Below are 12,309 nucleotides of genomic sequence, written 5' to 3' on the forward strand. Positions count from 1 at the left end.
GTATTATTATGTACAGAGTAAATTTTAGTTTTTCTAAAACAGGACTGATGCGTTATATTTCGCATTTAGACCTTATGCGGCTATTTTTTCGCGCAATGCGACGGGCAGATTTACCCCTGAAGTTGTCAGAAGGTTTTAGCCCGCATCCTAAATTAAGCTTTAAGCGGGCTTTAAAGCTGGGAGTAGAGAGTGAAAATGAAGAAGCTTCGATAATCTTGAGGTTTCCGATTGCGCCTGCGGATTTTAAGAATAGCTTGCAAAAACAATTACCAGAAGGGATTAAGTTAAAAGATGTCCAAGGAAATTTTAATTAATGTTGAAACACAAGAGAAGCGGGTTGCTATAGTTGAAGATGGGCAACTCTTAGAGTTTCATATCGAGCGCCCGCAGGATCGTACCATCGTTGGTAATATCTATAAGGGAAGGATTGAGGCGGTTATGCCTTCAATCGGGGCAGCCTTTGTGGATATTGGTTTAGCCAAGAATGGTTTTTTATATTTATCAGAAATTTCATCTGCTTATGAATCTGTGGAAGCACCGCAGCAGACTCCGATTAAAGAGGTAAAAAAAGGCCAGGAGGTTTTGGTTCAGGTGGTCAAGGAGTCTTTTGGCACTAAAGGGCCCCGGCTTTCCACACAAATTGGTTTGGCCGGAAGATACCTAGTAATTATGCCGCTTGATAAACAAGGTGGAATTTCCCGTCGTATCGAAGATGAAGCTGAAAGAAGAAGGCTGCGGGAAATTTTTAAGGGCCTTAAATTTCCTGATCCTGTAGGTTTTATTGTGCGTACTGCCTCCAGCGGAAGGAGCCAGCAGGAGCTGACTCGTGACGCGCAGTTTCTCTATAAGATGTGGAAACGCCTGGAGAAAAATGCGCAGGGCAGGAAAGCCCCGGCTTTAGTTTATGAGGAGTATGATTTAACCTTACGGGCAATCCGCGATTCATTTACTGAAGATGTCACTAAGCTTATTGTAGATTCTAAGCCTGAATTTTACCGTATTCAGCATTTCATGCGTACTTTTTTAAGTTATCTGTGTAAAAAGGTTGAGTTTTATAAAGGGGATGACCTTTTTGGCGCAAAAGACGTAGAAAAACAGATCAATCATATTTTTGAGAGCCATGTTTACATGAAATCAAAGGCTTACCTGATTATCGAACCCACAGAAGGCCTGGTTGTAATCGATGTAAACAGCGGTGGTTTTAAGAAAAAAGTTGAACAAGAGGAGATGGCCTTTAAGGTTAATGCTGAGGCCGCAGTTGAGATTGCCCGGCAACTTGTTTTACGTGATTTAGGCGGCATCATTGTGATTGATTTCATCGATATGGAACGTGAAAGCCATCGCCGGGAGCTGCTTAATATTCTTAAAAAAGCATTATCCGGTGACCGGGCAAAGTATGACATTTTGGGGATCTCTAAATTTGGAATAGTAGAGATGACCCGCGAACGGATTCATAAAACAGTGCAGATGCTTTCTTTTCATCCCTGCCCGTATTGTAAGGGTAAAGGTAAACTGCGTTCACCCCAAACTATGGGGATTTTTGCCTTAAAAGAGCTCAAGCGTTACCTTAAAGGCAAATCCTTAAAACAGGTTTCAGTTACTATGGCTGCGCCTGTGATTGATGAAATCTTAAAAGATAAGGAGGCCCTGCGCGCGCTTGAGCATAAATACAGGATCAAGATTAACCTTATCTCAAACCCTGCTGCGCATTTGGAAGACATCAAAATAGCTTGACCCGTTAATCCGTCAGGTATATAATATTAAGTTCAAATTTAACTAATTATTCACTCAAAAAGCCTGCTCTGTTTTTTGTTTAGGCTAGGTTCGGTTGCCTTTGGCAGCCAGGAAGGTAAGTAAAATGTATGCGATAATTGAAGTTGGTTCAAAACAGTATAATGTGAAAAAAGATGATATTATTGAGGTAAATAAGCAGGTGGTGGCAAAAGGGGACAATCTTATCATAGATAAGGTTCTTTTGGTTGTAAAAGACAAGAGTATTGAGATTGGCCAGCCTTACGTTTCAGGCGCTAAAGTTGAGGCGCAAGTTTTAAAACAGACTTTGGGTGAAAAAACCACAGCCTATAAATATAAACGTAGAAAAAATTTCCACTGGCAAAAAGGCCATCGTGCTCAGCTTACCGAGCTTAAAATTAAATCTATTAATTTAGGCTACTGAGCCTCCAATAAATAATGGGCACATTGGCTGAGCTGATTTTGGAGCGAGACAAGGAACGAGGACGCAGGCGTAGTCTTGCACTACGCCAAGGACGAGTGACGCAGTCGCAGCCCAAAATCAGCCAGCCCATAACTATAAATGAGGGGGAAGCCCGCCTTTTAGCCGTCTGCGGCGTTGCTCCTCCTCGGCGTAGTACTACGACTACGCTTTCGTCGTCGCGCCTTGCATACGGCCAAAACTCGGGCTTCCAATGTGCCCATTATTTATTGGAGGCTCAGTAAGTGTTTATAGATAGCGCTAAAATCCAGGTTCGGGCCGGTTCCGGTGGTAATGGTTGTCGTAGTAAATATCGCGATAAATACCAGCGTTTAGGGATTCCTGATGGAGGGGACGGGGGTAAAGGTGCGGATATTATTATCCAGGCGGATCGTAACCTGCTTACACTTTTGGATTTTCAGCATCATCGGCATTTTTTTGGGGCACACGGCGGGCATGGTTCAGGTAACCATAAAAAAGGCAAAGGGGCAGCTGATATAATTGTATGTGTTCCTCTGGGTACGATTGTTCGCGACGCCGCAACAGATTCTGTTTTACGTGACTTAAGTGTTGAAGGGGATCAGGTAATTGTTGCCCGTGGCGGCAAAGGCGGGATTGGTAATTGGCATCGTAATGAACCAACTCTAGGAGAAAAAGGAGAAGAAAAAACAATTATCCTGGACCTAAAACTTTTAGCTGATGTGGCAGTAGTTGGATTCCCTAATGTAGGCAAATCTACTTTGATTGCTGCGATTTCTAATGCTCATCCAAAGATTGCCGCATATCCTTTTACAACTATAGCTCCAATTTTAGGCGTGGCAACTGGTACGCATAAGAGATTTGTGGTTGCCGATATCCCAGGATTAATCGAGGGAGCTTGGGAAGGGCGCGGGTTAGGTGATAAATTTTTAAAGCATATTGAGCGTACAAAGGTTTTAATCCATTTATTGGATATGGCAAGCTTTGAAGGAAGGGATCCGGTAGATGATTACAAAAAGATTAATTTAGAATTAAAAAATTATAGTAAGGAAGTCTATAAGAAGCCTCAGGTTATCTGTGCTAATAAAATGGATATAGTTGGTGCGCAAGACAATCTGAAAAGGTTTAAGAAATTAATCAAAAAACCGGTTTATCCGATTTCAGCGCTTGAAAAAACGAATTTAGAGGAGTTAATTGATGCAGTCGCAAAAAAATTATAAAAGAATCGTAGTAAAAATCGGTGCTAGTATCTTTGCCGCAAATAAGCACAAACCAGATACTGCCTTAATTAGTAATATCGCCAGACAAATATCCGATTTAATGGGGCAAGGCCGCGAGCTAGTGCTTGTTTCTTCAGGGGCAATTGCTATCGGTATGTCAATTCTAAAAATTACCAATCGGCCCAAAGGCCTTGCTTATTTACAGGCGACTGCAGCCATTGGCCAGCATGAATTGATGCATATTTATAAGTTGGCGCTTAATAAACACGGCATAAATTGTGCGCAATTACTTCTTACCTGGGATGATTTTTCAGATAAGCGTTATCAGAATGCTAAAAATACATTAAATACCCTGCTTAAGTTAAAGTGCGTGCCGATCATAAATGAAAATGATACGGTGGCAACTGAAGAAATTAAATTCGGCGACAATGATAAGCTTTCGGCTCTGGTTTCTGTTTTGGTTAGCGCCGATCTTTTGATTATTCTTTCCGATGTTGATGGGTTATTGGATAAAAATAAAAAAGTCATCCGCCAGGTTTCAAAAATTACCCCTCAAATAAAATCTTTGGCTTGCCCGACTGAAAAGAAAGCTTGTGTTGGAGGCATGATCACTAAAATTGAAGCAGCACGTTTTACAGTCAATTCTGGTATTCCTTGTGTGATTGCAAATGGCAGCAGAAAAGGGGTTATTGAGCAGGTTGTCAAAAATCCTTTTAGTGGCAATGGAACTATATTTACATCTAAAAAGATATGAATCAAAATCTTCAAAAACAGATAGAATCTATTGCTCGAGGAGCTCAAAAAGCATCAAGAGAGCTTGCTGTTTTGCCTCCAGAGGACAAAAATAAAGTGCTTATTGATATGGCTATTGCTTTATTGGCTAACAAAGAAGTAATTTTGAAAGCGAATAAATTAGATGTTGCCTCCTCAACTAATAAGCGTAAGGCTTTTGTTGACCGGCTCACTTTGAATGAAGAAAGAATCAAACAGATGGCAGATTCTTTGCAAGATATCGCTAAATTAAATGATCCAATCGGTGAAATTATGCGGGATTGGTCTGTGCCTAGCGGCTTGCATATTCAAAAATACCGTTGTCCAATCGGAGTAATTGCTATAATTTATGAGTCGCGTCCTAATGTTACTGCAGATTGTATTGGGCTTTGTTTTAAAAGCGGCAATAGCGTGATTTTACGCGGAGGTAGTGAGTCGTTGAATTCTAATTTAGCAATTTATAATGTGCTTTCTCAGGTAATGAAGAAATATAAAATAGCAGATGGCGTAATTAATCTTATTAATACCAGTGACCGTCGAGCCGTAGATATTCTGTTAAAATTAAATAAATATATCGATGTAGTTATGCCGCGGGGAGGAGAAGAGTTGATTAACAAGGTAGTTAAATCTTCGCGTATACCGGTGATTAAACATTATAAAGGTATTTGTCATGTTTATGTCGATGAATGGGCAGATTTGAATATGGCCACCAGGATTTGTTTTAATGCCAAGGTGCAGAGGCCGGGAGTTTGCAATGCTATGGAAAGTATGCTTGTGCATCAGGATATTGCCGCAAGATTTCTGCCTGGGATGCTTAAACAGTTTAAAGAGGCCAATGTTCAAATCCGCGGATGCGCCTTTACAAGAAAAATAGCTAAATGGGCTCATGTTGCTACAGAAAAAGATTATCGGACTGAGTATCTTGACCTGATTTTATCAGTTAAAGTGGTTAGTGATTTGGATGCGGCAATCAGGCACATTAATGATTATGGTTCGCATCATTCGGATAGTATTGTTACGGACAATCAGGAAAATGCCTTAAAATTCTTAAAAAATGTGGATTCGGCATGTGTTTATGTAAATGCTTCTACTCGTTTTACCGACGGTAATCAGTTTGGCATGGGCGCAGAGATTGGTATTTCAACGGATAAATTACATGCTCGCGGGCCGATGGCTTTGGAAGAGTTAACCAGTTATAAATATATGGTTTTTGGCTCGGGGCAGACTAGGCAATGAAAATAGGAATCCTTGGTGGTACTTTTAATCCGGTGCATATCGGCCATTTAATTCTGGCTGAAGAAGTAAGGGAAAAGCTGGGACTAGGGAGGATTATTTTTATTCCTACGGCGCTGCCGCCGCATAAAGATAATGTGGATATTGCTCCTGCGCCTGATCGCTTGAAAATGTTAAAATTAGCAATTAAGGGAAATAAATTTTTCGGGTTTTCTGATATTGAAATAAAACGTAAAGGGCGTTCTTATACAATTGATACTTTGAAAGAACTGAAAAATAAATTTATTCAGGATGAGCTTTATTTTATTATTGGTTCTGATTTGCTTAAGTATTTAAACGAATGGAAAGACCTTAATGAAATAAACAAAATGGTAAAATTTGTGGCTGCTACAAGGCCAGGTTATCCGCTTGAACAGATACCATCTTATATTCAGAAATTGGCTATTCGAGCTGTAGATGTTTCAGGTTTTGAAGTGCGCCAGTGTATCAAAGAAAATAAATCTTTTAGGTATCTTGTGCCGGATAAAGTTTTTGATTTTATAAATAAAAGGAAACTATACAAGTGAAAATAAAGGTAGCTGCGTCGATATTGTCAGCAGATTTTTCTAAACTTGGGGTTGAATTAAAAAAATGTGAGCGCGCAGGAGCTGATTTATTTCATGTTGACGTAATGGATGGCCACTTCGTACCTAATATTACTATTGGCCCGCAAGTTGTAAAATATATGCGTAAAGCAACTAGGCTTCCATTAGATGTGCATTTAATGATTGAAAATCCTGCTAAATATATTGATGCTTTTGTTAAAGCGGGAAGCGATATGATTACCGTGCATATTGAGACAGTTAGTTTTAAGGAATTAGCAGCTATTGCCAAAAGGTTAAAGGGTAAAGGGATTAAGCTTGGAGTTTCTTTAAATCCGCAGACTCCTTTGGTAAAAATTAAAAAAGTGTTAGTTTTGGTAGATTTTGTCTTGGTTATGTCAGTCAATCCGGGGTTTGGTGGGCAGGCTTTTATTCCCGGAGCAATAAAAAAGATAAGTCAGTTGCGGGCAATTTTTAAAAAGGATATTTCTGTTGATGGAGGAATAAACAACATTACGGCAAAACTTGTAAAAAGCGCCGGAGCAAATGTTTTGGCAGCCGGATCGTATATTTTTGGGGCTAAAAGTATAAAAAACGCAATCAATAGTTTAAGATAATACCTTACGTTTATAACACCCGGCGCTTAATGGAATTGCGCCGGTGTTCCCTTGTGGGAAGGAGAAAATAATATGAGTAATACTGTTTCACAAATTAAGTTTGGTACTGACGGATGGCGTGCGATTATCGCAGACACCTATACTTTGGAGAATGTTAAGATTCTTGCTCAGGCAGTAGCGGATTATTTAGGTCGCGGCAAAAAAGTTGCGGTTGGTTTTGATACGCGTTTTATGTCTGATAAATTCGCCCTGGCAGTTGCCATAGTGTTAAAGAGCAATGATATAGATGTAATTCTTGCTGATTGCCCTACACCTACTCCGGCTTTGAGTTTTGCGATAAAGTCGCGTAAGCTGGATTTGGGGATTATGATTACTGCTTCGCATAATCCGGCCGAATATAACGGTTTTAAAATTAAGAACTCCAGCGGCGGAGGAGCCAGCTCTGAGTTAACTAAAGAGGTAGAGGGTTTACTTGGCAGAAGCCTAGTAAAAGATTCTGCGCCAGCTAGTTCGATTCAGGCTGTGGATATCATAAAAGATTATATAAAGTTTATCCGCAATTATATTGATTTAAAGAAAATTAAAAACAAAAAATTCAAAGTTTTAGTCGATTCGATGTATGGCTCAGGTGATAGTTTTATTGCTCAAGTTTTAAAAGGCACAAAAATAGAGTTAAAATTTATGCGTAATACCATTAATCCTTCTTTCGGAGGAGGCAGGCCAGAACCGGTTGAAGATAACTTAAAGGAATTAAAAGCGCGCGTCAAAAAAGAAAAATTCGATTTGGGTATTGCTCTTGACGGCGATGCTGACAGGATTGCTGCAGTTGCCCCTGGCGGAGTATTTATCCATCCGCAGAAAATTTTAGGGTTATTGGCATTGCATTTAAACCAGGATCGCCATTTTAGCGGCGGGTTGGTCAAGACTATTTGCGGCACTACTATGATGGATAATATTGCAAAATTTTTAGGAATTAAACTGTATGAAACCCCTGTAGGTTTTAAATACATTTCTAATCTTATGGAGACCGAAGATATTGTCGCCGGCGGCGAAGAGGCAGGCGGTATGGGAGTTAAAAATTATATCCCCGAGCGTGACGGGACAATGGCAGGGTTACTTTTAATAGAAATGATGGTTTATCGTAACAAAAATATGTTAAAGATCTTAAATGAGACTGAAAAAAAGTTCGGAAAATATTATTATGTGCGACAAGATTTCCATTTAGAGAAGCGTATTGAGCCGAAAAAAGAAAATCTGCCGAAAGAATTATTGGGGAAAAAAGTTATAGATATTAAAGATTACGACGGAATAAAACTTATTTGTGAGGATCAGAGCTGGCTGATGTTCCGCGGTTCAGGCACTGAGCCGATTATGCGTACCTATGCAGAAGCAAAAAGTTTGACTCAGGCAAAGAAATTGTTAGCTTTAGGCAAGGAAATTATTTTGAAGAACGGAGTATAAAATTAATATATTTATACTAGAACAAATTCACATAGAAAGGGGGAAGCCTTATCAAGAAATTTCGAATATGATAATGGCTAGTATTAAACGATTATCGAATAGCCAAAATTAGTGTCATTGCGAGGAGTCCGCCACTGAACCAATGGCGGACGGCAAAGCAATCTTTTATTAGATTGCTTCGCCCTTCGGGCTCGCAATGACAGAATATAAAATAATAAGAAAGGGAGTAGATAGAAAATGTCAGATACTAGAGCAGAATTAGAGCAGATGTATAATCAAAGTATCAAAGTTTTAAAAGAAGGGCAAGTTGTAAGTGGTAAGATTGTTGAAATCAGAAGTAAGGAAGTGTTGGTGGATGTAGGATTTAAATCCGAAGGAATTGTATCTATCACGGAATTCAGTGCCGCGGATTTGGTGATTGGCCGCGAGATGGAGTTTTTGTTGGAAACTATGGAGAATGACGCAGGAGTCATGACTTTATCGCGTGAAAAGGCTATGCGTATGCAGGGTTGGGACAAGATCGTAAAATTATCCAATGATGGCACTTTAGTCGAAGGAAAGCCGGTTAAGAAGGTTAAAGGCGGATTCCTCATTGATATCATGGGAATTGAAGGGTTCCTTCCCAGCTCGCTTTCTTCTTTTCGTAACATTGCTGATAAGGATATTCTGTATAAGATATTTAAGTTTAAAATCGTCAAAGTCAATAATTTACGGCGTTCTATTATCGTTAGCCGCCGTGAGGCAGTGCAGCAAGATCGCGATGTAGCCAAGAGTAAGATCTGGGGTGAATTAAAGATCGGTAATATTTATCCCGGATTGGTTAAAGCCATCACAGATTTCGGAGCCTTTATTGATCTGGGCGGAGTTGATGGGCTTTTGCATATTACGGATATGTCTTGGTCAAAGATCAGCCATCCTTCTGAAATTGTGGCTATTGGGGATAAGATTGAGGTTATGATTTTAAATCTTGACCAGGCAACGGGAAAAGTTTCTTTAGGTTTAAAGCAGAGGCTTGCTGACCCCTGGAAAGATATCGAGAACAAATTTACCGTTGGCTCAAAGGTAAAAGGAAAAGTAGTAAATATTTTACCCTATGGCGTTTTTGTAGAGCTGGAAAAAGGCATTGAAGGCCTAATCCATGTTTCTGAGATCTCTTGGACCAAGCGCGTAAATAATCCGGGCGAGATGTTTGCCGTCGGAGATATGGTGGAAACTCAGATATTGAGCGTGGAAAAAGATTCACGCAGGATTTCTCTTAGTTTAAAACAACTAGAGCAGAATCCTTGGCTTGAGGCAGAGTCAAAATATCCGGTTGGAACTACTGTATCTGGCAAAGTTCGCGGTTTTACCGAATATGGAGCGTTTGTGGAATTGGATTCTAATCTTGAAGGTATGATTCATGTTTCTGATATCTCCTGGACCAAAAGAATTGGGCATCCTCAGGATGTTTTAAAAAAGGGACAGAAAGTGGATGTGGTTGTTATTTCTGTAGATTCTGCCAATCGCAGAATCGCCTTGGGGCTAAAACAATTACAGGATAATCCCTGGCCAAAAATTGCAGAAAGTTATCCTTTGGATACTCAATTAGAGGTTGAGGTATCCAGTTTGACTGAGTTTGGTGTATTCGCCAAGATTAATGATGAGCTGGAAGGATTAATTTATTCCAGTGAAATCGATAAGGATACAGTAGCAAATTTGAAGCCTGGAGATAAAGTGAAAGTAAAAGTAATTAAGGTGGATGTGGAGCAGGCCAAGATTGGTTTAACGGCTAGGATATAGTCATTTTTTCATTGCGGAACTGTGTCATTGCGAGCGACCGAAGGGAGCGAAGCAATCTTTTTATTAGATTACTTCGTCGCCTCTGGCTCCTCGCAATGACACTCGTTAATTATGATAATAAATATCGACGAACAATTAAGTATTATTAGGCGTGGCGCAGTTGAAATAATCTCCGAGGAAGAGTTACGCAAGAAACTTGAGATTAGCCTTAAAACTAAGCGTCCCTTAAAAATTAAAGCGGGTTTTGATCCTACTGCGCCTGACCTGCATTTGGGCCACACCGTACTTTTAAGGAAACTGCGCCAGTTTCAGGATTTAGGCCATGAGGTTTATTTTCTTATCGGTGATTTTACGGGCCAAATCGGAGATCCATCCGGTCGTTCAGAGATTAGAAAACAACTTACTAAGCAAGAAGTGGCTAGCAATGCTGGAACCTATAAAAAACAGGTAGCCAAGATTCTAGATATTCGTAAATTAAAAATAGTTTTTAACAGCAAATGGTTTGAAAAGATGTCAGGGGCAGAAATGCTGCAACTTACTACTCATGCTTCGGTTTCTCAGATGTTGGCTCGCGAAGATTTTAAGAAGCGTTTTACAAATGGAGAAAATATTTCTATTTTGGAATTTGTTTATCCGCTAATGCAGGGGTATGATTCGGTTATGCTTGAGGCTGATGTGGAGATCGGGGGCACGGATCAGATATTTAATTTATTGGTTGGCAGAGAGTTCCAAAAAGATTATAACCAGCCGCAGCAGGTAGTTTTAACTATGCCGCTCTTAGAAGGCACCGATGGTGTTGCCAAAATGAGTAAGTCTTATACTAATTACATCGGCATTAATGAATCGGCAAAGGAGATATTTGGTAAAATTATGTCAATCTCCGACGGGATGATGCTTAAATATTATGAATTACTTACGGATGAGGACTTGGAAAAAGTTAAATCGATGCATCCTAAAGAGGCAAAGGTAAATTTAGCCAAGATTATCATTGCTCAATATCATTCAACTCAGGCAGCAGAAAATGAAGCTAAAGAATTTGAGCGCGTTTTCTCGCAGAAAGAGGTTCCTCAGGATATGCCTACTTTTAAAACCGATGGCAAAAAAGATATTCTGGCCATACTTATTGAAAGTAAGTTAGTGGCTAGCGGTAATGAAGCGCGCAGGCTTATAAAACAAGGGGCAGTCAGCTTTAATAATAAAAAAATCGATAAAGACGATTTTGTCCCACAAGTAGCCGGTATCCTCAAAGCCGGTTCCCGCAGGTTCCTAAAGATAGTAGTTTAGAATCCTAAATGGAATACAAATATTCCGTAAGCAAAGATAACCTCCTGGTTGTAACTGGCGCTGGACAAAAACCCCTAAAACCCAAAGGCAATTTTCAAATTAACCAAAATAACCAGCTGGAGTATTGGCTTAATGAGCCGCAAAACTGGCGTAGGATTTATAATCTGCCTGGAAAAATCACATTTGAAGGTAAGTGGCGGCTGGATTCTAATCATGATTTGGAATTAATTTTAAATAAAACCCGCGGTCAATCCGAAAACAGCCGTCTTACTTTAAGAGGAGAAATAATTTCAGTTAAGGAGAACATCCTGGCCTTTGAAATAATTACGCACACAGCAGGGGACGGTTCTCGAAGAGAACCGTCCCCTGCTACTTTCCATATTCTTAAACTTACCGGTATTTGGAAAGCGGATGAAGCTAACCGCCTGGTTTTTCAGGTTAGCAAAAAAGATACTCCGGATACGCTTACTTTAAAAGCCTCTTGGTTTATTAATAAAAATCAGCAAATTGAATATACCTATGAAAAGATAAATCTGGTTACAAAATCCAAAATAAGCCAAACTCTGACTTTCGAAGGTTTCTGGAAAATTGATTCCAGTCATAAATTGGTTTATATTTTATCCAAACAACTGGATTCTCAATTCGATTTCCGTGTCTACCTTGAGAATCCCAATATATACCCGCAACAAAATGCCATAAAATACCGCCTAGGGATTGGAGTTAAGCAGCCAAAAGCCTCAAATTATAAACTTATAACTCTTTATGGCCAATGGAAGTTCAACCGTAATCTAGGCTTAATTTTTAGCATGGATTACGGTAATGGTAGAGTTCAAGAGGTAGAATTTGGTTCAGAGATTACCTTTGAACGTAATAAATTGATCTTGAGTTTAAAAAACTCAAAAGGCCAACCCCTGGGGATTATATTAACTTATACTTATAGATTACTCAATATCCTCCAGCCGCAAGCATTTATCCGCTTAAAGTCATATCAGAAACAACTTGGTGTTGAAGCAGGCCTAACCATTCCTTTTTAGGTAAGAATCTCCTGTAATCGCAATATAATAATGTCCTAAATTAGCAAAGTAAGAATGTCCTATTTTTAAACTGCTATAATGCCTTTTAGAAGGAGGGGCATTATGGCGCAAGAGGAGATTCTTACGATGAGCCACAAG

12 protein-coding genes are annotated in these 12,309 nt (G+C 39.6%); all 12 read left to right on the top strand.

The features are described from left to right. Positions 1–8 precede the first annotated feature (8 nt). The 12 genes from PHC29_02005 to PHC29_02060 all read left to right on the top strand — a co-directional run bounded on the left by PHC29_02005 (position 9) and on the right by PHC29_02060 (position 12,171). Complete coding sequence (locus PHC29_02005) at positions 9–314, top strand: TIGR03936 family radical SAM-associated protein (GenBank protein ID MDD5108273.1); 306 nt, start codon at positions 9–11, stop codon at positions 312–314. Beyond that, the gene (locus PHC29_02010; GenBank protein MDD5108274.1) at positions 292–1,734 is read left to right on the top strand and encodes an Rne/Rng family ribonuclease; all 1,443 of its coding nucleotides are present in this window, start codon (positions 292–294) and stop codon (positions 1,732–1,734) included. The genes PHC29_02005 and PHC29_02010 overlap by 23 nt, the downstream gene beginning before the upstream one ends. A 124-nt stretch (positions 1,735–1,858) precedes the next feature. Next, on the top strand, positions 1,859–2,176 hold the full coding sequence (gene rplU / locus PHC29_02015; protein MDD5108275.1) for a 50S ribosomal protein L21: 318 nt from the start codon (positions 1,859–1,861) through the stop codon (positions 2,174–2,176). 281 nt (positions 2,177–2,457) lie between these two features. Then, positions 2,458–3,411, top strand: coding sequence for a GTPase ObgE (gene obgE, locus PHC29_02020; GenBank protein ID MDD5108276.1), 954 nt, complete (start codon positions 2,458–2,460; stop codon positions 3,409–3,411). Further along, on the top strand, positions 3,389–4,165 hold the full coding sequence (proB, locus tag PHC29_02025) for a glutamate 5-kinase (protein ID MDD5108277.1): 777 nt from the start codon (positions 3,389–3,391) through the stop codon (positions 4,163–4,165). Before obgE ends, proB begins: the two co-directional genes overlap by 23 nt. Further along, entirely contained in the window at positions 4,162–5,418 is a 1,257-nt protein-coding gene (locus PHC29_02030; GenBank protein MDD5108278.1) for a glutamate-5-semialdehyde dehydrogenase, read from the top strand. The genes proB and PHC29_02030 overlap by 4 nt, the downstream gene beginning before the upstream one ends. Next, positions 5,415–5,981, top strand: a complete 567-nt coding sequence (gene nadD, locus PHC29_02035; protein ID MDD5108279.1) for a nicotinate-nucleotide adenylyltransferase — start codon at positions 5,415–5,417, stop codon at positions 5,979–5,981. The genes PHC29_02030 and nadD overlap by 4 nt, the downstream gene beginning before the upstream one ends. Then, complete coding sequence (rpe, locus tag PHC29_02040; protein ID MDD5108280.1) at positions 5,978–6,613, top strand: ribulose-phosphate 3-epimerase; 636 nt, start codon at positions 5,978–5,980, stop codon at positions 6,611–6,613. Before nadD ends, rpe begins: the two co-directional genes overlap by 4 nt. 72 nt (positions 6,614–6,685) lie before the next feature. Then, positions 6,686–8,074 carry a phosphoglucomutase/phosphomannomutase family protein gene (locus PHC29_02045; GenBank protein ID MDD5108281.1) on the top strand — a complete coding sequence of 463 codons (1,389 nt, stop codon included), beginning with the start codon at positions 6,686–6,688 and terminating at the stop codon, positions 8,072–8,074. A 237-nt stretch (positions 8,075–8,311) separates the two neighbouring features. Then, the gene (locus tag PHC29_02050) at positions 8,312–9,853 is read left to right on the top strand and encodes a 30S ribosomal protein S1 (GenBank protein MDD5108282.1); all 1,542 of its coding nucleotides are present in this window, start codon (positions 8,312–8,314) and stop codon (positions 9,851–9,853) included. A gap of 117 nt (positions 9,854–9,970) precedes the next feature. Beyond that, positions 9,971–11,137: a tyrosine--tRNA ligase gene (tyrS, locus tag PHC29_02055; GenBank protein ID MDD5108283.1), complete on the top strand. Its 1,167-nt coding sequence runs from the start codon at positions 9,971–9,973 to the stop codon at positions 11,135–11,137. An 8-nt stretch (positions 11,138–11,145) separates the two neighbouring features. After that, entirely contained in the window at positions 11,146–12,171 is a 1,026-nt protein-coding gene (locus tag PHC29_02060) for a hypothetical protein (protein ID MDD5108284.1), read from the top strand. Positions 12,172–12,309 lie beyond the last annotated feature (138 nt).

This window comes from Candidatus Omnitrophota bacterium, assembly GCA_028712255.1.
Classification (GTDB): domain Bacteria; phylum Omnitrophota; class Gorgyraeia; order Gygaellales; family Profunditerraquicolaceae; genus UBA6249.